We start from the raw sequence: 20,871 nt of genomic DNA, 5'->3' as shown, positions 1-20,871 counted from the left end.
TCCTCACTTGTTTTTATTTTTAACCTGACATCAATAGAACTTCATTACATCTCTATCTCAGATGCAGGCGGATGAAGTTTATCGAGACAAAAAAACATAACAAGTGACTAGGCAACAATAATAATCTAGTACATTTTTACTGTTAAAAGCACAGCGATATCAATACAAATTATCACTATATATATGATAAATAATAAGATTATTTATTTGTTGCATATTTATGAATGCCGGGGTATTTGGAAGGTTCCATCTTGTATCAATACATTTACAAAGCGCACTGGTAAGAACAGCCGTAAGGATGGCTAAATTTTTAAATGATAATGCTTTAGGACTGTAAAAATGCAATATTTACTGCATAGTTCAATACGATATATTCACAAAAAATAAGGCGTTATCAAAAAATAAACAATGTTCAAAGTCTGCGCACGATACCAATTTGCTTATTTAAGTGTTCTATTTTGATGCGAGAAAATAGAGTCAACAACACCGCTCCCGCGTCCTGCTATCGCTAAGGCACCTACATCTATATAGGCGAGACAGAAAATTTGCGAATCTATGTTTAAGGTATAAGGTTCTAAATGAGAAACTTTTAACGCCGCTAGCGTCATATTTGCTCCTTCAAATTGAACAGGTATTAAGTGAAATTGGTATAAGTGCAAGAAGCCACAAAAGTATCGAGTCAGACAGGCGTAGTCATCTGTTCGATGAGCCAGGGTATGTCGAATTTCGAAGCGATAAAGCAGGTCTGATTAAGGTAAGGAAAGAGTCTGTGGCAGCATGGCTAAACCTGCATGACCAGGAAACTAAAAATAATACCAGAGCAAAACTTTACACTGGCATCGCGACCTTTATTAACGCCCCCGCTGCAGCGTTAATTGCTTTTGCCCACATTACTTTATTCATAGTTTGCAAGCTTAATGCCTCCACCTCGAAAACAAGCATTTCACGCTTCAGCTCCTCATCAAGTTCGCTCGGACTAAGCTCTCCAGTTTGCAGTGCCATGTACAACTCGCGAATGGAGGCTTCCTTCTCTTGCAGTGCCTGTAAAGCAAACTGCCCCATCTCAGCGCCACCGGCAACGAGTTCCGTATTCATTGAGTCAGCCATATCAGCCAACACATCGTTTAAGTTTATTTGCATGTTAATCCCTTCTATTTTCTATATTTTCGCGCTTTCGCCCGCCATCATGGCGTTAAATACGCGTTGGTACTCATTTAAACGCCGCTTAATTTTAAAGTTACTGAACCCGTTGGATGATTGATGTGAAGCTCGGTCTTTCCGCCAGAGCTCAAGCAGAATCTCAGACTGACGAATACTTTCACTGTTGTTCTCACGTAACAAATTGAACTGTCGGATTGCCATAATATCTTTCTCTATGTCCGTGTACATCTTGCTAAAACGTTCAAACTGACGCGCCGAGACATCAATGCTACGCATATTTCGCCAAAAAAAATCTACTTCAACAGAGGTCCTGACTAACAAGTTGCGAACTTCGGGCTCGTAACTTGCCACAGGAACAAGTTGGCAAGCGGTCATAAACACACAACAATATACAAGTACCACCTGTTTCATTCTGAGCAACGTTCTGTATCGCCCTTGTATACCCTTTGTCATTTTCTTAAGTCCTAATAATTACGAATTTATAAATTCCACTCTGCGGTTAAAGCGATCCACAGGTACGCCTGACCACAACACTTTGTCCTCAATGCATTCCCGGAATTGGGCTAGGTTGTTTTCAGCGATATACTGCTGCACGCGCTTTCGGCTGCGAGAGTCATAGTCTCCTCGATACCTGAGGTCGATAAGTACCGTTTTTATCTTATCGTCCAGGTGCTGCCAATCGACGCGACCATAAGCTTCAACACAATCTGGTTTAGCACATATCCGCTGTACATCTGCCACCATCTCTTCATAGGTAGCGTTAAACAACTTGATTTGCGTTTGTTCGCTAATTTCAAAATCAGTCAAGTTATGATCTAAAATAAATTGCTGCGCTTCCTTACCAGATAAGCCTGACGCTTTAGACAAGACATTTGAGTGCTGTTCGGATACGCCCGCCATTGCTAACATACTGTTGATTTTGTCTGAGCTTCTCGCCTTCATGTCAAAGCCACGACCCAGTGTGAGTCCGGAATTGTTACTCGGAACATGGAGCTTTCGGCTATGAAACTTCCCACCTTCTGTACCCTCAGCGTCATAAGTAAGCGCGCTGCCTGATACAAGCGGTGTATTTAACGTGTTTGTCGAGCTTGTCGGTTCTGAAAGCTCTGAACCTAACCTTTGCGAACTCATCTTTGCAAGTTCGACACCATTGTTATTTGAAAATTGATCCAGAATTGAATTATCAGATTGGCTGGCTTCTGAAGACAAACTAGTTGCATGCTCTTGCTCCGGGCGTACGCCACCTTCACGATTTACTAGTGATGCGCCTGTGACTTCTAACTCTGACTTCACTGCATCGGACATATATGCTCCTACAGGTATTCCTACTGCCTGTTCGGGTTTTGCGAGTGGTTGTGACACCACAAGTTCGGAGAGGTTCTGTCCGGCAATTTCGCCGCGACCCGACGGATGAAAGGTTGAGGTATCAACTTCGTTATTGTGAAAATCATAAGAGCGATTATTGTGTCTATGTACGTTGGAAGACGTCTTTTCTGACACCTGATTTAGCTTTCTTATCTGCTGCTTCATTTTAGCAACTTCAGATCCCTCAGATTGACGACCACCGGAAAACAGTTGATTTGCCAGCTCAATAAAACGGTTCAAAATTCGGTAGATTAAGTCAGCAGAGAAGCCCCCCAACAAGGCTGCAACTGGTTTATCGAATTGCTCCAGTCCCGATACTTGCTCGCCGCTGATAGAATTAAGCGGTAATAATTCAGAGATAATTAGCCCAGCTATTAAACCCATTACCACTCGGATCCAATAGGAGGAGTCAAATTTCGGGTCATAAGTGCCGACTTTTATATATTCGCTAAGCTTGTGCAAACAACCAAATGTAGCACCTAACCCGGCACAGCTTAAAAGAAATAGTTGATTCAATAATAGCGTCAGGCCACTTGATTTAAACAAACCGCTATTTAATGTGTCAGTATTCACCGTAGGTGATGTAGCTGTACCTATTATCAATAGCAAAAAGATAACGGCCAAAACTGATAACTTCCGAATTAATGGCACCGCACCCAGAAAATGTAACCAGGTTGGGTTATCTGCATCTTTTTTTAACAGTGCAACGGATTTAGGACGAGCAGGCTCAATCAATACCGTCATTTCTGCATGGTGACAGGACAGCCTGGAGAGCTCTTCTTCATTGAACCCATCACTGCCCGCTTCGCTGTTCGCAGCTGACCCACTATTCATTGCCGCCAACTTTTGCTGCATATGAAAAACGTGTACCACCACCTCAGAAGGAACAGACTCACCATTCCCCGTAGCGTACAGCACCATGGCATCCAGCTCATCGAGTAAACTCTCAACAAATTTATTGGTCATCGTCAAATCCGTTCACCGAAACTATAACCAGTATGATAAACGGTTCCAACACCCAGGATCCTTTGAATTGTGCACTCGCTGCTTTGCTAAACGCACTCATTCTTTATTGCTCATATGATATGAGAGATAAAGAAGCCAAAATGACGGTTCAGGCTGCTTTATACGTTGCGCGCGCCTATAAAAAGTGTAATGAAGCAAGCGGCTTGACCGCTTTATATGATCTTGATTTTAGTTGCAAAACATAATTTTTTTCGAGTCCAGTACCGTTCCCCTCTCGTGTAACCTCTGTGTAATGGTTTTACTTAAATTCTCTTTTAATATAAATATGCTTGCTCACCGATTTATAGCAACGAATAAAAATCTGATTTTTAGACAGCACGCTTAGAAAAAGACCCCATATAAAAAACTAAAAACACCCCTTAAAAAATAGCTTATTATTTTAAAGGATCAAGAACACTATAATCATAAAGGAAAATAAATTAAATCAAACAAACCAAACCAGCTACTTAATAAAAAACAAATTAGCCAATCAGAAATCAACACTGGCATCTTGTTATTGTTAGTGTTTTAGAGCAACTTCTATATAAATGGAGACATTATGACTAGACATGTTTGTAAAGCGCTTATTCCAACACTACCGTTTGGAAACGACGTCAAGATTAGTAAAGTAAGAGTTCATTGGTTCACAACGGACAATGGCTTTGTTCAAGTTACAGGTATACAACTTAAATGGAGAAATAATACAACGGAAAGTGATTGGTCGGAAATGATAGGCAATGGCGAGCCCGGAAGTAGCCCTGGAATTATCTATGCTTCACAAGTAAGTACTTTTGCCTTATCAGAAGGTGACTATATTAACAAGGTTTTCTGTGTGTACTCCCCCCCTGGTGGTGGCTGGGATACTGCTCTGAGCGGCATTAAGTTTGTTACTAAGAACGGAGATGATTCGGGATATTATGGAAGTGAATTGTCAGAAGGTGCAACCAACAGCTCATTTAGTATCGCACACCCTGATGGACAGGTATATGGCATTTCAGGAAGCTATGAGGAAAACGTAATATTTACAGTTGGGTTTACTGGCAATTTCAGAACAAGCGATATTGAAGGTTCTTAGTTAAATCTATGGCACACAGCTACAATTAAATATGAGGTAGGCAGAGTGTGTTCTGCATTCTGTGCCAGCCAAAATTTGTACTCGCCCAGATCTAGCCTGACAGTCACCGATTGAAAAACGGGCAACTGTCAGGTAAAGTCTGAGCTAGTACATATAAAGCTTGGCTAAAAAACTGTGTAATAAGTGTCTTTGTCGCTTTGCCCTCAATAAAGACCTGTATTGGCATAGTGTGTGACAAAAAATCTTGACAGCCTCTCGAGTATTGTAAAACAAGTGACTTGACACTTTGACATTTTTTAATATTCCTATTACCTATAACGGTTGGACTAAAAAGCGTTTTAATGATTTTTAGGTTTTGTTATGGGCTTAGGTCACTGACGCCAAGATAGAACAAAAAAATTGACTTACAATACTCTCTTTTACTTTTCAGTAAGTAAATCAATCTATTTCCTCTTTTCTTTCTTCCATTGCTTTTTGCAATTTATTAAATTTGATACTATTGCCGTTAGTCGGGAATGCTTCTTGGATAAATTTCAGGTGTCGGTGTAACAATTTTTTTTCTTCAGGTCCTCCCTCCTGCTGCTGCCTCGCATTATCACCCGCCCTGAAATCGTACAATCTAATAGCTGCATACTCTAAATCTCCGGATTCCAGCTTTTTACCTTTAGATGTTTTATTGTTTATCAGCCAATGTACATATTCAGCCTCGCCTCCTGCTTTTCCTTGAGACTGTACAGCAGAAAATGGCGTTCTTGCATAAAGATTCAATACGCGAAGCAATATTTCACGACCTCCTATTTCCCAATTTTTCAGCTCCGGCCTCGTTTTTATCTCTGCTATACGTGCCGTGATAGCGTCTCGTTCTGCATTCCAAGAAGCTTGATCTTTATCATGTGCATATCCATCAGTCACATCTCCTACATTCCAAAGCCCTTGTACCGTAACATCATCCAGGAAAGTATTCATAAACCGTTTTAATCTAGTAAGCCCAGAATTCACATTTTTATCCATCAATTGTGTGGTCATCCAGTTCCGGATCACAACCCATGCAGTGGTATGCTGCCCTTCACTATTATCTTGGAAGGGAACCTCGGGTCTTCCCTCAAACTCGAGGCGTGTTATCTTTCTTTGAGCATTTTGATCAAAATCAATTTCAAATGTGTCTTGACGGTTACCCTGTTCCCCATAACGCAATGTAATAGCGTCTCTTTGCTGGTCAATAGTTCCCATCCCAGCTCCCCACACAACGTCCTCTCTTGCATGAGTCCGCGCGTACTCCAGTCGCTGATCTGGCCCAAACCCTAGTATCGTAGCTGCTTCTGCGACCCTAGGATACGCCGCTTCAAAAGTATTGGTGAACCTTTGCCCTGCGTCCGACCGAATATTCATTGCCGTCTGCCCTACTGCCGCTGATGTATTACCTTGGATTTTATTATCAGGCGCCAAATCCATCACTCTATCATACAGACCCGTAACAGCAGCTTGTACCACCTGTCGTAAGTTTGCAGGTGCCGCCTCCCCTCCCTGCATTCTAGCATCAATTGCCCGCAAAGCCTTTGCATAAGAGGCTTCACCACGGCCTGGGTTCGCGCCTGGTCCAGTATTATACGCAGTACCCGCAAGAAGTTCATTTAAGTTCAAATAATGCTCAATCATCTTCCCAATACGTGCCGTTGTCGCCCCCCCCACCTGTATCGCCAGCGCGTGTATGTTGTTATATAGTTGTCGTTCAGCGTTATATTTCTCTCGTGGCGATCCAACACCATCGTTCCTTAATCTGCCCATGTAAACTGCCTCGTGAGCAATAACATTGTTATGAAGTGTTTGGACCGCCTCAGGTAATGTCAGATTTATCAAACTTCTCCTTAAAGCATCTTTATACATTTGGTATGCAGTCGTGTGAGCCCCCATGGTATTACTCCATATACCTGGAGGTCTACCTACCATCGTAATGTTACGAATTTCCCTGACCCCCAATTCACCTGCTCGGTCAGCATCTTCAACTAACGTAACCGCACGTAGTTGCATTGTTGAAACATGGTTAGAATTAAAGTCCTTCAGATTGTTATGTAGTCCAGTATTATTGTCTTTTTTCTGAATTGGTAACGAAGAAGAAAGGTTGGCTAGTGGTTGCACTTTTCGTTGCGTTATAGCCTCAGGCCGATTATCCAAAAATACGAAACTTTGCTTGTCATTACTTTTTGTACAAGCAGTAGTTTTAGCTATCGCCCGACTTTTATTTTCTTTTAGTTTCTCGACTGGTACATACATATCTCAAACCTTTTTAAAATTGGCTTTATTCGATGTTATAGGCTTCCTTTAGTTGCCTACAACAACCTCATTAGGCCACAACATGGCCGAGTGGCCTTTATCCCGACTATCTCTTTTTCTACTGGTGGTCTGTTAACACCCAAATCAGGCGTTAAAAGCTCATTCCTCTTTCCGCGCTTGCCATTTCAACTGCGCTTCTATCACAATATTTTCCAAATCGACCTCAACCCCACTCCTGACCCACAAATTAATCTGGAGAAAATTTAAGTGGAAAGCAGGATGTCTGAAATACCATAAGTGGGTCACACGCATCTTGCTTATTTGGGCTGTATACGATAACCTAAAAGATCTAACTTACCTGCTCCGAATTGGTACACTCTGACTCTCTCGTTATAAGTTTGCTATTCCCTAGTCGCTTGTCCCTTGCATCTAAATACTTCAATTATTTTCAAAGCTATGGTACACAGTCTCGTTTCCTTCAGATTCATGTTCACTTTCCACGTCGTTATTGCCTTCTATCTGATCATTGTTTTCTATTAACAAGTTGACCTGGTGCTGATTTTGCTGTGCGTCGTCTTGCAACTGTTGAGCCTGCTGCTCTCCTTGCCCCGGTTTAGGGCTTATGCACATTTTTATTCCTTTTAATAAAGTTGACATTCCTGATGCACACGTAGCAATAAGCACCCAAGTCGCTTCACTGATACCAGTAGGGTCACCTTCTGAATGTCTGTATGCCATGATTGCCGATACCAGCGCTGTCACCTGTGCAAGCCCATCAACAATGCTCACAGCCTTTGCCATTCGCCCTGATTTTGCAGTTTTAAATTCTTTAATTAGCACGAGCACAGACGCTATAAGATGCAGTGTTTGTAAGCATAATGTCGCTATAAGCGCCCCTTTGTCTGTATCGTTATTTGTGTATTTCAGTATTCCAAAAACTATGGTTTGAAGGCTGCTTAGGATTGTATCTGCCGCATCTATATTACTCCTCAGCACAGCATTGAATACACGAGAAAACCACCTCTCCATCTGCAGAACTTGTTGGTTGCTCCCCTTAAGTTGCAGCGCACTTTCTTCAAGTTGCCTATTTGCATATGGCCTTACATACATTCGGTTTTTACTCCTGTTATCCGCAAAAACATAACCGCCTCTCACGCCGCTATGTTTCTGGTGGATTGAATGCGCAACGCCTCGGTCCATTGTTTCGTTTGACTTTTCCATTTGTATGTACATATTTTTGACCTTTTAGTTCGTCTGTTGCCTATTGAAGGGAGTTTTGATTATCTATATCTGCCCTCCCTGAAGCGTGTATACCTCATTGTTCAAGCACACCAATCGCAATAAAATCAAAGCCACACTCGAGTGGTGTTTCCGGGCTTTGTATTTGCACTTCAAACTTATCCGTGTCGGCGCTATGTACCGTCGCGTTAAAGGCCACATCGTAATTGCCTTGCTGTTTAACATTGGCGGTCACCAAAATAACGGGTTCACTAACAAAGGGGTCATTGAAAGTAACCTGGTAATGCCCTTTCGTTTCACCCGGCCTGAGTTTTTCACTACTAAACCCCGCGCCACTTCGCTTGCTACCATCACTCGCAACCTTTCCCACTACCTGAAACATGCTTTACCTCTTTTTTAATCCTGTAGAGTTTTGAAATTCGACAGGCTAACTTTTCGCAGCCATTTGCAGGGCTTTTGCGCCCATAACGTCGGCCTCTCTTTCAAGCGCGGGGCTGTCATTTACGGCCATGCCTCCCACTGATGTGGTGGGATTTACCCGCCCTTGCATTTGTTGCACTACATGGCCTAGTTCATGCGGGAGGTGTTTTTCCTGCCCGGAGGCCAGGTGAATGTCGCTGCCCTGTGCGTAAGCATGAGCCTGAACGGCAGCGGGTTTAGATGAGTTATAGTGCACCCGTACATGATCCAGGCTGTAACCTGATAAGGTTTCCATTCCCGATTTCAGGTTATCTGGCAAGCCGGTGTTGTTGCGCTGAATGGGGGCAAACAGCGCTTGTTGCTCTTGGCTACGGCGCTGCATTAAAGGGCTGGCCATAAGTTGTGCTGCCATTGCGCTGTTTCCTGCTTTACTCAACCTAGACCTTTGTTGACTCAGGGTTTGCTGGTGCATTTTAGTGTGCATAATTAGCTTCCTTTTTGTTTTTCTCTCTGTATGCCTATGATGATGTCCTGGGGGTCTATGGTATTACTGTTCTTGTCGATACTTTTGAGTGAGGCAAAGCGAATGATGTTATTGATTTCAGCACCGGTTAAATCGTATTCCTGTGCCAACCAGTCGATATCCAGTGCACTCAGGTCAGCTTTGCTGCTAAATCCTCTTCGCCACAACTGCGCCCGCTGCTCCGCCTGAGGCCTGGGAAAGTAAATAATGGACTGGAAGCGACGCAAAAAGGCGTCGTCAATGTTGTCTTTGAGATTACTGGTGAGGATCACCATATTCTGGCAGGTATCAATGCGCTGTAATAGATACGCCACTTCCTGGTTGGCATGGCGATCGTTCGCACTGTTAACTTCACCGCGATTAGAGAACAGGGCGTCGGCCTCATCAAACAGTAAGATCCAATTTTGCTGCTCAGCCCGCTTAAACACTTTTTCGAGATTTTTTTCTGTCTCCCCTATGTATTTGGACACGACCTGAGATAGATCTACGCGGTACACAGGCACATCCAACTTTTTGGCCAACAGAGTAGCTGTCAGCGTTTTCCCGGTCCCAGGTGGACCATAGAACAAAGCTTTGTAGCCTTGTACCTGTGGCGTATCAGCCCACTCAAAGCGCAGTGTATTACCATGCCTGAGCCACAAAGCAATCTCGTCAAGGTGGTACTGGGTGGCTTCTGGTAACACCAATTCTTCCCAATGCTGGTCAGTACGCAGTGCGGTGGCAGGAAAATCTGCACTGTACTCTGGCGCACTCTGACAACCCAGCAACACCTGTTGCAGACAACACTGACTTACACTTAACAATACTGATCCCAATTGGCTGTCACTATCCTTAGTTGGTATGGTTAACAGCGCATTACTCAGTAATTTACCGTCAGGTTCGAACACTGCGCGCGCCTCAATTAACTCTGTAACGTCAGCCCCCGCCAGGATGTATAGCGCAGTTTGCACTGTGGGTGTAAAGCCAGACCTGGACGAATTCTGACTGGCACCAAACTCAGCATACGGCAAGTCATACAGGGTATTGCGGGTTTGCAGTACGTCCAGAAGATCCGGTACCAGCTCGGCAGCCAGTGCAATGGCCAGCACCACCCGCTCCTTCACAGACAAGCCGTAGTGCAAAACCATAGCGCCATAGTAGCTTTGCGTACTCAGGTCAGGAGGCGTAAAATCAGCGACACGGACATGTAAGTCTTCAAAATAACTGGCTATTCTTGCATCCAGAATGGCTTTCAACCACGAAAACTCACGGAGTAACGCACTTCCTAACTCGTCTGGTCTGTCATTGGCGTGAAAAAGCGGCACTGGGATCCGGGCAAGGCGCTGTGCTCTGGCAAGCTCGGCCTTCTCAGCCTCTTCAGACAACTCGTTAGTATTTATCTCTTCTAGTGTTTGCGTATTCATTTCCAGTCAACCTCCAAAAGTGTGTTCATCCACGGCAGCTGAATACTCGAAAGCGGCCAGGGCAGCGGGCATCGCTGTGCCAACGCATCAAACGGTGCTTCCACCAGAATTAGCCTGGAGCCAAGGGGGGTCGGTGATAAAACACCAGTACGCTGGGTAAAAAACTCATAAAACTCTGCCTGTTGTTCATGCTTCAGAACTGGCCAGAGGCTTAGTAACTGTTGCAAATATTGACTTTTGCTGGCTGCCAGCTCTGTGTGCATGCCACTTTGCAGTTGAGCAGATGTCAGCACCCTAAATGCGTCATCTGGCAGGCCACACAATACTCTTAAGAGTGGCTTCATCGGCTCAGGATCCCCCTGAACCAGTTGCAGTAGCCAGTTGGCGGCATAATTAGCATGCTCATCAGACATAAATTTACCGTCGCTACCCAGCCATTGTTGCCCATTAAATATCGATTTCAGTAAAACCCAGCCAAATACCACACCTGCGCAAGGGATCACTTGCTCTAACAGTTCGGTCTGTGCATTCGGCGACTGCTGGATACGCGTCAGGTAAGCTTTTAAACGGGCTTTTTGTGTTTTTTCGTCTATCAATAGCCTTGTATTTAGCCTAGACGAAATCGGGGTTTTTACACATGCAGCGCCCTGCCCTTGCGGCAGAATCATTGATTTTGCGACTGATATCTCGGGCCGAGTATTGTAAGTATCATGGTTTAGACCAGAGGCGCTCCCCTGTGTCACAGTGACCTGTGTGTGTTTCTCTAGCGGCTCTTGCTTATTGATATCGCCGTTATCTGATGCGAACGCCTTTTGTTCTGGCTCTAATTGATAGTCTGAGCTAGCTTGGCCAGGGGCGACTATGTTTGCGTTTACATCCCCTAGCTTGTCACCCAAGTTACGGTGCGCTTCAAAGATATTGCATGGCCAGCTATCGTCTTCCTGACAAGAGAAACGAGCTACAGTGGTCCCGACATGTTCTGGGTGCTTTTGTTCCGGTTGCACAATAACCCGGAACAAGTACTCTTCAGCCGTGTTTAGCTCACCAAAGCCGTGTTCTGCCGATTGCTTATGGGAGATAGTGTGCAGTGCCACGCTCAACGCTTTTAACCTACTATTTTCTAACCGTTCGATATCATCTGGCTGTGGTTTCTTACCCGGATTAATAAAGTAGGCTTTAAGTAGCTGATAGACATCGTCACTGATTAGTTCGTTAAATGTCGTGTTGTATGCAGTGACAAGTGTCCGTAAGTCGGTCACCCTCAAAGCCGGGTTTGTAAGTAGTGCTTTCAATTTATCCTGTGATCTGGATGCTACTTTTGAATACGCAATTTGCTTTTCTGGAGTGAACCTAGGTCCGTTTTCAGCGTCAGACTCTGGCTCACCTCCACTATGAACTTCCGTGATTTCCCGCGGTATTGATAGCTCTATTAAATTCAACAAAGCTGCTTTGTGATCCTTTTCATAGTCACTGAATGAGTAGAAGTATTCACCCGACGAACTGGCACTTACTTGTTGCACTTTACGAGCAACATTGAGGGTGTTTTCACCCACTTCGTCATTGCGATTTGATGAGAAACTGGCGTGCTCTTTCACCTCTTTGCTGCCACTATTAAATAATGATTCAGACCGAGTCATAGATAGCCAGTCAGACATGGTATCAATTGACTCTTCTGCCTGGCCTTCAGACAAGTTTTGACCGCTCGTTGACGACCACCAGTAGGTATTACGAGCTGCAGTGGTCCCGACATGTTCTGGGTGCTTTTGTTCCGGTTGCACAATAACCTGGAACAAGTACTCTTCAGCCGTGTTTAGTTCACCAAAGCCGTGTTCTGCCGATTGCTTATGGGAGATAGTGTGCAGTGCCACGCTCGACGCTTGTAATCTACTATTTTCTAACCGTTCAATATCAACTGATTGTGGTTTCTTGCCCGTGTTAATAAAGTAAGCTTTAAGTAGCTGATAGACATCATCACTGATCGGTTCGTAAAATGTCGTGTTGTATGCAGTGACAAGTGTCCCTAAGTCGGTCACCCTCAATGCAGGATCTGTCAGGAGTGCTTTCAATTTATCCTGTGATCTGGATGCAGCTTGTGAATACGCAATTTGCTTTTCTGGAGTGAACCTAAGTCCGTTTTCAGCGTCAGACTCTGGCTCACCTCCACTACGAACTTCCGTGATTTCCTTCGGTATTGATAGCTCTATTAAATTCAACAAAGCTGCTTTGTGATCCTTTTCATAGTCACTGAATGAGTAGAAGTATTCATCCGACGAACTGGCACTTACTTGTTGCACTTTACGAGCAACATTGAGGGTGTTTTCACCCATTTCGTCGTTGCGATTTGATGAGAAACTGGCGCGCTCTTTCACCTCTTTGCTGCCACTATTAAATAATGATTCAGACCGAGTCATAGATAGCCAGTCAGACATGGTATCAATTGACTCTTCTGCCTGGCCTTCAGACAAGTTTTGACCGCTCGTTGACGACCACCAGTAGGTATTACGAGCTGCAGTGGTCCCGACATGTTTTGGGTGTTTTTGTTCCGGTTGCACAATAACCCGGAACAAGTACTCTTCAGCCGTGTTTAGCTCACCAAAGCCGTGTTCTGCCGATTGCTTATGAGAGATAGTGTGCAGTGCCACGCTCGACGCTTGTAATCTGCTATTTTCTAACCGTTCAATATCAACTGATTGTGGTTTCTTGCCCGTGTTAATAAAGTAAGCTTTAAGTAGCTGATAGACATCATCACTGATCGGTTCGTAAAATGTCGTGTTGTATGCAGTGACAAGTGTCCCTAAGTCGGTCACCCTCAAAGCCGGGTTTGTCAGTAGTGCTTTCAATTTATCCTGTGATCCGGATGCAGCTTGTGAATACGCAATTTGCTTTTTTGGAGTTAACATCGGTCCGTTTTCAGCGTCAAACACAGGCTCATCCCCACTACAAACTTCCGTGATTTCCCGCGGTATTGATAGCTCTATTAAATTCAACAAAGCTGCTTTGTGATCCTTTTCATAGTCACTGAATGAGTAGAAGTATTCATCCGACGAACTGGCACTTACTTGTTGCACTTTACGAGCAACATTGAGGGTGTTTTCACCCATTTCGTCGTTGCGATTTGATGAGAAACTGGCGCGCTCTTTCACCTCTTTGCTGCCACTATTAAATAATGATTCAGACCGAGTCATAGATAGCCAGTCAGACATGGTATCAATTGACTCTTCTGCCTGGCCTTCAGACAAGTTTTGACCGCTCGTTGACGACCACCAACAGCTACTTATAGCGTGAATATCCGCTGTATTTATCACTGTGGCATATGTGGCCGTTAGAGGGTTAGGGATTTGTTCTGAGTATTCAGAACACTTCGCATTTGGTATTGCAACCTTGCAAAAGTCGTTGGTGAGTAACTTTATTTCAGGCTTAGCAATCGTACTGAATACACAACTGCTTTTGGTGTTGTATTGAAATGTATGTACGGGTCGGTCATAAGAGTCCAAAATGGTACTTTCTACGTCACCTTTGCTTTCACCATATTCAGCCAGCAAACTTTCCGCGAGCAGACAATTTAGCTTCTTTCTGTTCGCAACGCGGTTTTGTTCTGCAACAACCTTTCGAATGCCCTTAGTAAGTGAACTGATAGACCATGGAATGGCACTGTCAGGCAGTTGTGTGGCGAATGATGTAACTGGTTGCGCTATTGCGCACTCATCTTGCTTCAACAAGTCTGACAAGACCGTTTTTGTTGCTGCGAGCAAGTTATCGCCAAACCGATGTTTAAACGTCACAAAAAAATAAGTAAGGTCAATACATTGTGCTGAGTCGCAATCAGCAAGCAGCTCTGCCAATGTGGTGTAAGTCTGTAAAAGGTGCGCCCGGTGTTGAAGCAGATAAAATTGTCGTATCAGTAACTGGCGCCATTGCGCCGCCGTTAGCTGGTTATCCACTTGAGCAGAGCCATTGCTGCTTTGCTGCTGATGAGTACGCTTAGACGATGACCCCTCGTCGACCTGGCTAAAGAAAATTTCAAGTAACTTTACTACTTCCCACTCTAACACCTGATGATATACCGTCTGATAAGCAATCAATAAAGCGTCAAGGTTGTTAACTTCAAGCGCAGGATCGCTCAGTAACTCAAGTAGTGTACGGATCGCACTAGTTTTTGAGGGGCGGTACTGCGCAGCAATGTAGAGAGTTGCCTCATCAGTATTACTAAACATTTCATTGCTGTTCGTTTTCTGTGACTCCGAAATGCCTGACAGTTTGGTACTGTTTAAATACTCAATAAGTGCGTGTTTGAGATACTGTTCGTGGCGCTGGTACTTTGATGGCCTGTTATCCAACGCAGAACCTTTATAAGTTCTGGTCTTGTGGATTCGAACGGTGCCGAGATGCTGGGTTAAGTCATCATCTGCTGGTAACGCATAAACTTCCCTTCGTAAGGACAACTCGTTTACTTTGCAATAGTAACCATTCAATAAGGGAATGAGCGATTGAGACACCGGCTCTCGAAATACTTCTTCATATCGCTTTAGAAGTGCATCGAGTGCAATCAGCTCGTTTCCTTCCTTTTCTATCAGTGTCAGTAAATTATTGAATGCGATGTGCCACGCATCAGACTGAGCCTCAGATATAGCCTTGTCACTCATATCCCACAGTTGCTCCTTCTTAACATGACGCAGCATGTAAGTCAGCAATGGGCCGGGAGCAGTATCACCCCCGCTTATCAAGGTAGGTTTTGATAGACCTAATTCGTTACAAACAGAGTTACGCCGACCAGTGCTCTGTGATTTTGCTCTTTTAAAGCTTCGGCGCTCAAATGTTGTTGAGCCAGAATATTTTCTGTGTTTGTTTTGATTTTTTTCGGTCTGAGCCTGAATACTCTGCGCCTGGTTGAAATCCTGCCAGTAACGCTCCAGCCGCTTGATTAAATATGATGGCATAGCAATACCTAAATGGGCCTGGTATGCCTGGAATAATTGTTCTATTTCCAACCGCTGTTCTCTACCAAACGTGCGTAACACATTCATCAACTGAGAACTTTCATACTCACTGCTAAACGGTGTAAGCAAAGCCAACCAGCCCGATACACTGATCCCGTGCAGCTCCTTACTTTTGTCATGTTCAATTTCAACCGAGGCATCCATTTGCACAGGATCCCAGAGTTCATCACTCGGACTCATACTGAAAAAGGGTTGCAACATAGACTGCAGTGAAAGCGAAAGTGCTCGGTTATATGTGCGGTGAAAGCAATTGAGTAGCGTATCGAAATCACCAAAATATGCGCCTGATTGATCTAACAATGCAAGTAAATCTCCATAGTCCTGGCGGAAATTCTCGATTTCATGACTCTGTGTTTGACTACCCGCTGCTCCTTCAGACACATGCAAAGCAGTCAGTTGTTCATTTAAAAATCGCTGCAATGCCTGCATGTGTTTATCGCAAGGTTCATTACTCTCTTCTCCGTCCAACTTAAGCATGCTATTTGAATGGGTATCAGCCACTGACGAGGCTTCCCAATAACCCCTTAACAGCTCGACAACCGTCTTAGGTAGTACATATCCATGTTGTGAGGAAAATGTCGTACTAAGCAACGCCACGAATTCAGACTCACCCTTTGGTATACCCTCTATTTTCTTCAGTACTTGCAGTAGATTCGTCAGCGATCGTTGTACTACCTGCCCTTCTAACAAAAAAGGCGACGGCATTGTATCAACAGACTGAGTCGCCCGATTTGTGGTCTGCAAATCAAACCGCTGGCTGTTCAGACTCAATCCCCTTGAATTTATCCGCTTTGCTAGCTGCCGGGCCAATTCCTCTATGGCTGCGCTTAACCGCAACACAAATGCGTCCATAAACCCTGAAATAGGCAATGCACCGAGTTCCAGCGTCAAATGCCGAATGATGAATTTGTCAGGTACGCCTGCTCGCCCCAACTGACGGCCAAGTGCGCCGCTCAATGTCTGCAATGCAGTCGCAATTTGTTGTTTGCTCAAAGAGGTTGCTTGAGCAGACCGATACTGGCCTTCGATGATCACGTCGCAAATGCGAACCTTAATCATGGCCTTGCTCTTTGTTTATTAATGCGGCGAATTGCTGCTTTAGCGCTTCAATTTCCTGGAGACCTTTAGCTCGCTCTTCACTCAACTTCTGTTCAAGCTGTCTAATCTCTTGTGCCTGAGCAGTCTCAGTTCGGTAGTCGATCCAATCTCTATTCGGCAGCACCCAATCATTATAGAGTTCTTCCATTGAACGTCGTTGCTGCTCATCTCGTAGTGGTTTCTCCGGGTGATATTGCGCCAACAGGCCTTGTTGTTGCTCATTTATGTTAGGGATGAAGGCGTCGTGCAACAGTGCTTTAAAGGAATCAACGTCGCTTCCTCCACCATTTATTACGTATTTAATATTTGGGATCATATAGACAGGCAGAATACTGGCTACTCTATCTAAAACCCTTGCCTTGTCCGCTTCATTTAGCTCTGTTGCTCTGTCGCTACTGCCTTGGTCAAAAAATAAAAATACGCTAACACCAAAGTTTAACCGTATCGCTTTGTCTGATGAGTGCTGCCATACAGGTGCTAAGAAACAGTGTTCCAGCAAAAATACATTTTCAATCCCTATGTCCTTCAGTTGTAAATGTATGAGCTGTTGAGCACGTTGTAATGCGGTTGAACGAAATATCGCTGGCAAATCATCACAACTGTCGATATTCGGCCCATATTGCAGCAGGCTCAAATACGCTTGTTTAAATTGAAGCTCCTGTTGAAAACATCGGATCTGTTCTGCTCGATGAGCATCGACAGTTTTTGCCCCCAATTCACCCTGTGTTTTAGTGGCTGGTTTCAAATTAGAGACGCCATGTAAGGCCAGCAGAAAGTTCAGACGTTTATCTGCCTGTTCCAGATCATACATAGTAGAAACATAAGCTTGATCACTGCTTGCGTTGCCCGTATCCCATTTATCAGAGTTAGACAACACGCCTGCATAGTATTTGCTGTTCAACAGGCTGTGCGTATAGAGCGATTTATCCGCAAGTCTTCTGGCCTCACGAGAATTCGATACGTGAGGAATGGCAAACAGATTACTGAAATTGTCCATTTGCGCACCTCTGTCGGCACGCACCTGATCCATAAAATACAAAAAGGAACGCAACGGGACTGACTGTTGAGAGTCAGCAGGTAAATTGTTGCCAATCTGATAGTTATCCGTATAAGACAGCTGTAATGAGTTAAATTTACCTAATTCTCTGTATTGCCCTGCCCGTACTTGTTCTTTATCCAGTTCTGACCTTTTATCAGCTTTTAACCCTTGTTCATTCTCCCACCAGCTACTGATAAGAACGGCATCGTCATTGATAGACAGAGCGCTAAGCCGACTGAACATGGGTTCTGCATATTCAATCAGCGCATACTGGAACCCTTCTTTATCCCCTGCTTTTTTCAAAGCAATTGATTGTACTGATGATACAAAGCTCAGATCTTCAAGCACCGCGTACAAATTGGCGACGATTATTTGTTTGCTAAACCCGGATGGATTGAGCGCTGGCTGTAAAATCTGTTCTGCAGATAAGGAATTCGCTATTTTATATTGTGGTATTGCATAAGGTAAAAGCGCCTGTTGTAAAGTGCTTGCCAATGCCAATCGGTTTTTTTGTGTATCTTGTCGATGTAAAAAACGAACCGTAACCTCGGCTTTCAGGTCCTGGCACCGGCTCACATTGATTGGGCTGAAGTAATCTCCAATGCCTCTTTCTTTGAGTAGGGCTTGCCAGCAAGCCTCTTCATTTTCCTCACCAGACAGGTAAACAACATCGACACTCAGTAAATCAAGTGCGTTGTCATCACTAGTATTACCACCGTCCGAATTGAGTGGGGTTTTGATGGGTGAAAGCGCTGCGTTAATTACACCATCAACGTGTGCGAGCACGACCCGATAATCATTTTCTGTCACCGCATAAGGTGTTTCCAGCAACTGCCTGGACCACCCATCAAAAGCATTGTACTCACGTCCCTGCATCAAATCCTGAATTGGAAAGCTGTAACTGTACGCCAGGTTGTCAAGCGCAAAGTTGACGGCCTCGAGCGTGGCAACTCCGGTATCGTGAATATTAAAGTCCGTCCAGCTGAATTCGACTTTTCCCTCAAATGATGGCGGTAAAAAACACAAAAAGTCGGGATCATTAACGTCAAATGCTAGCTCAGTAGTCATGACTTAGCCTCCTCCTGATCCGATTTGACCTCGGTGAGTGAGACAGAAAAGGTTTTATCACCTACCGTGAGAAGCAGCTGCTCACCTTTAACAGTTAACGTGCCCTGGCCTAGCTTTAGGCTGCCCTGAATCTCGGCGTTACCATCAACGTGTAATCTGGCTACCGGATTCTCAACACCAATCCCCAGGTTTTCTTTGATATGTGCACTGCCGGCAACATCGAGTTGCTGGCTTGGATTGTCTGTGCCAATACCTACGCATCCGTTGCTACCATTGATATAAATCCGGGACTTAAACTTCTCATCGAAGTTCCCTATGGCAATATTGTTGCTGTAGTTTGCCCCTAGGTGCAGCATTTCAGCGCTTGGGTGCGCGACATGAAAAGTTGAGTACTTGTTATCCCCGGTCTGAAATGACTGTCTGCCCAGCGATGCTTTTTGATTGTATGCACTTTGGGGATTTGTATTGATAGACAATAATGCTATTTCATCGTCTTTAACATGAGTCAGGCGCAGAGACCGCCCATCTTCTTGTAGATGATTGTCACCGATCGTCACTTTCTTTTCACCAGCAGACAGCTCTATACCTGCTTTACTATCTTTGCCATACAGCACTGCCCGTCCACTACCATCGCTCTGTGAGCTGAGTAGAACTTTTGATTTTGCAACCTCAACTTTATCTCTGAACCAGCCACTTCCCTGAGTCGAGAGCTCTACAGCACGATTATCGTTGGACCCCTCCTCACTTTTACCGATAACTTGTAACCCCTGAGTTGAGGTCATTAGCCCACTGTCCAAAGATAGAGTAAAGTCATCCATCAAGCTCTCTAGCTCAAACTTATTCCACGGCACAGGCTTCCAGGGGTGCTTGGCTAAATTACTTAAAACAGCAAAGTGCCCATGTGCAATAATTTTACTATCGGGATTATTTGTCTTGAGTTGCAAGCTGATTGTGTTGCACTCTTTTTTAATTAATCTGATTTCAGACAACGACAGTTTTTTTGGGTCAGCCACATTCATCGTGTTCATCGACACATTAATGTCGACAGTGTCATTGAGCGCAGCTTCTTTATTGTTGAGCGCAACGGTTACTATTAAAGTAGAGCGAGTATTTGGGTTTTCGGTGTCCAAATTGATCAGATAAGAGGCTGCACTTCCGCGTGATGACGGCTGCGACGATAGTTCCGCGATTGTATACCATGAGTTTGCTTCTAAAGGCTCCTGGCTAGTATAACCATCTCCCAGGCTCAGTGTTTTTAGGTTAATTGCACTTTCTTCCAGGTCCAGGTAGCGCGTTGTCCCAGTGGCGTAGAGCGTTTCTTTCGCTCGCATATTTACATTACCGTCAAGGTGAATTGACCGAATAGATAAATCAGCGTTTGGCGATTTGATGGTGCCATCCTCAACTGTCAGATCGCCTTTAATTGAGGTATGACCATTAACTTTTAACTGACTCGACTTACATTCACTTTGTCCCGCCCTGTCGGGTGCACAGCCAATGCCCACGAACCCCTCCGCAGAAACCTGTAATGCCTGACGCTCAGGCTGCCTCGATGCACCTAATCTAAACAGTTCGTTTTCTGCAACAAGTGAAAACTCTGCTCCCTTTGAATTGTCTGCCTTTGTTTCCTCCAATAAAATGCTTGGGCTAGTTCCTTTGAGGGTCAAGTTATCTGCGCTTAGCCTACCTTCATCGAACCCAATTTTCGCCTTTTTATAGTCACCTTCCTTGTTATCAGATTGACCACATACGTGAAGTAACACGTCTGGCGACTCGGTGCCAATGCCCACATATCCATTTGGTGTGATTGTCACAGCCGAAGCAAACATTTCATCAAAATGGCCGAGCATCAGATCTGTTTTTCCATTTGCGCTTAAACAAACTGCGGGTGATGTATCATTCAGAGCATGTGTTACCCCAAATTTAGACTCAGATTTTCCGCTATTTTTGTCCTGCCAGATCGCATACGAACTAAAAGAATAGACGTCTGACTGCGGCTCTTTTAGCTCAACACTCAGGCGAGCAGTAGGCTCTTTTGTGCCGATCCCAATACAGTTGTCTTTTCCATAAATATCGTCACTCTCTTGTATTAGGCATGCATCTATCCATTCAGCAAATTGTTGTTGAGTTGGCCTGTCACCCGTTTTGAAGAATTCTTTTATTTGGTCGCGCTTACCGCTGTTTTGATTAGTCATTCGTTTCGTTCC

At 44.4% G+C, this 20,871-nt stretch carries 12 protein-coding genes; 1 reads left to right on the top strand and 11 read right to left on the bottom strand.

All coding sequences use genetic code 11. The annotated features are described in order from the left end of the window. Nucleotides 1-828 precede the first annotated feature (828 nt). The 3 genes from PRUB_RS11475 to PRUB_RS11465 are packed head-to-tail and all read right to left on the bottom strand — an operon-like array spanning nt 829 to nt 3,492. Entirely contained in the window at nt 829-1,140 is a 312-nt protein-coding gene (locus PRUB_RS11475) for a hypothetical protein (RefSeq protein ID WP_010386087.1), read from the bottom strand. Nucleotides 1,141-1,158: 18 nt separating this feature from the next. Further along, nucleotides 1,159-1,614, bottom strand: a complete 456-nt coding sequence (locus tag PRUB_RS11470; protein ID WP_010386086.1) for a hypothetical protein — start codon at nt 1,612-1,614, stop codon at nt 1,159-1,161. A gap of 18 nt (nt 1,615-1,632) precedes the next feature. Next, the gene (locus tag PRUB_RS11465) at nt 1,633-3,492 is read right to left on the bottom strand and encodes a pesticin C-terminus-like muramidase (protein ID WP_010386085.1); all 1,860 of its coding nucleotides are present in this window, start codon (nt 3,490-3,492) and stop codon (nt 1,633-1,635) included. A gap of 598 nt (nt 3,493-4,090) precedes the next feature. Here PRUB_RS11465 and PRUB_RS11460 point away from each other — a divergent pair. Next, a complete protein-coding gene (locus PRUB_RS11460) occupies nt 4,091-4,606 on the top strand; it encodes a jacalin-like lectin (RefSeq protein WP_010386084.1) in 516 nt (171 codons plus the stop codon). 438 nt (nt 4,607-5,044) lie between these two features. Here the strand turns inward: PRUB_RS11460 and PRUB_RS11455 are convergent, their stop codons facing one another. The 8 genes from PRUB_RS11455 to PRUB_RS11420 all read right to left on the bottom strand — a co-directional run bounded on the left by PRUB_RS11455 (nt 5,045) and on the right by PRUB_RS11420 (nt 20,859). Then, nucleotides 5,045-6,877 (bottom strand): hypothetical protein, encoded by a 1,833-nt coding sequence (locus PRUB_RS11455; RefSeq protein ID WP_010386083.1) that lies wholly within the window; start codon nt 6,875-6,877, stop codon nt 5,045-5,047. Nucleotides 6,878-7,315: 438 nt separating this feature from the next. Further along, nucleotides 7,316-8,110 carry a hypothetical protein gene (locus PRUB_RS11450; RefSeq protein ID WP_010386082.1) on the bottom strand — a complete coding sequence of 265 codons (795 nt, stop codon included), beginning with the start codon at nt 8,108-8,110 and terminating at the stop codon, nt 7,316-7,318. Between the two features lie 82 nt (nt 8,111-8,192). Beyond that, nucleotides 8,193-8,498 (bottom strand): H-type lectin domain-containing protein, encoded by a 306-nt coding sequence (locus tag PRUB_RS11445; RefSeq protein ID WP_010386081.1) that lies wholly within the window; start codon nt 8,496-8,498, stop codon nt 8,193-8,195. A gap of 45 nt (nt 8,499-8,543) precedes the next feature. Then, nucleotides 8,544-9,020, bottom strand: coding sequence for an eCIS core domain-containing protein (locus PRUB_RS11440; protein WP_010386079.1), 477 nt, complete (start codon nt 9,018-9,020; stop codon nt 8,544-8,546). A 2-nt stretch (nt 9,021-9,022) separates the two neighbouring features. Continuing rightward, the gene (locus PRUB_RS11435) at nt 9,023-10,462 is read right to left on the bottom strand and encodes an ATP-binding protein (RefSeq protein ID WP_010386077.1); all 1,440 of its coding nucleotides are present in this window, start codon (nt 10,460-10,462) and stop codon (nt 9,023-9,025) included. Beyond that, complete coding sequence (locus tag PRUB_RS11430) at nt 10,459-16,518, bottom strand: contractile injection system tape measure protein (protein ID WP_198452351.1); 6,060 nt, start codon at nt 16,516-16,518, stop codon at nt 10,459-10,461. The genes PRUB_RS11435 and PRUB_RS11430 overlap by 4 nt, the downstream gene beginning before the upstream one ends. Continuing rightward, nucleotides 16,511-18,664 (bottom strand): hypothetical protein, encoded by a 2,154-nt coding sequence (locus PRUB_RS11425; protein ID WP_010386075.1) that lies wholly within the window; start codon nt 18,662-18,664, stop codon nt 16,511-16,513. The genes PRUB_RS11430 and PRUB_RS11425 overlap by 8 nt, the downstream gene beginning before the upstream one ends. Further along, nucleotides 18,661-20,859, bottom strand: coding sequence for a hypothetical protein (locus PRUB_RS11420; protein ID WP_010386074.1), 2,199 nt, complete (start codon nt 20,857-20,859; stop codon nt 18,661-18,663). Before PRUB_RS11420 ends, PRUB_RS11425 begins: the two co-directional genes overlap by 4 nt. Nucleotides 20,860-20,871 lie beyond the last annotated feature (12 nt).

This window comes from Pseudoalteromonas rubra (assembly GCF_000238295.3).
Lineage (GTDB): Bacteria > Pseudomonadota > Gammaproteobacteria > Enterobacterales > Alteromonadaceae > Pseudoalteromonas > Pseudoalteromonas rubra.
Note: the sequence above shows the minus strand (reverse complement) of the source record. Positions and strands in the feature narration are given on the sequence as shown.

Bases quoted from the DNA above. Each gene is read 5' to 3' on its own strand.
- PRUB_RS11445 (WP_010386081.1), bottom strand. From the start codon at position 8,498: ATGTTTCAGGTAGTGGGAAAGGTTGCGAGTGATGGTAGCAAGCGAAGT.
- PRUB_RS11460 (WP_010386084.1), top strand. From the start codon at position 4,091: ATGACTAGACATGTTTGTAAAGCGCTTATTCCAACACTACCGTTTGGA.
- PRUB_RS11470 (WP_010386086.1), bottom strand. From the start codon at position 1,614: ATGACAAAGGGTATACAAGGGCGATACAGAACGTTGCTCAGAATGAAA.
- PRUB_RS11475 (WP_010386087.1), bottom strand. From the start codon at position 1,140: ATGCAAATAAACTTAAACGATGTGTTGGCTGATATGGCTGACTCAATG.
- PRUB_RS11435 (WP_010386077.1), bottom strand. From the start codon at position 10,462: ATGAATACGCAAACACTAGAAGAGATAAATACTAACGAGTTGTCTGAA.
- PRUB_RS11455 (WP_010386083.1), bottom strand. From the start codon at position 6,877: ATGTATGTACCAGTCGAGAAACTAAAAGAAAATAAAAGTCGGGCGATA.
- PRUB_RS11425 (WP_010386075.1), bottom strand. From the start codon at position 18,664: ATGACTACTGAGCTAGCATTTGACGTTAATGATCCCGACTTTTTGTGT.
- PRUB_RS11440 (WP_010386079.1), bottom strand. From the start codon at position 9,020: ATGCACACTAAAATGCACCAGCAAACCCTGAGTCAACAAAGGTCTAGG.
- PRUB_RS11430 (WP_198452351.1), bottom strand. From the start codon at position 16,518: ATGATTAAGGTTCGCATTTGCGACGTGATCATCGAAGGCCAGTATCGG.
- PRUB_RS11465 (WP_010386085.1), bottom strand. From the start codon at position 3,492: ATGACCAATAAATTTGTTGAGAGTTTACTCGATGAGCTGGATGCCATG.
- PRUB_RS11420 (WP_010386074.1), bottom strand. From the start codon at position 20,859: ATGACTAATCAAAACAGCGGTAAGCGCGACCAAATAAAAGAATTCTTC.
- PRUB_RS11450 (WP_010386082.1), bottom strand. From the start codon at position 8,110: ATGTACATACAAATGGAAAAGTCAAACGAAACAATGGACCGAGGCGTT.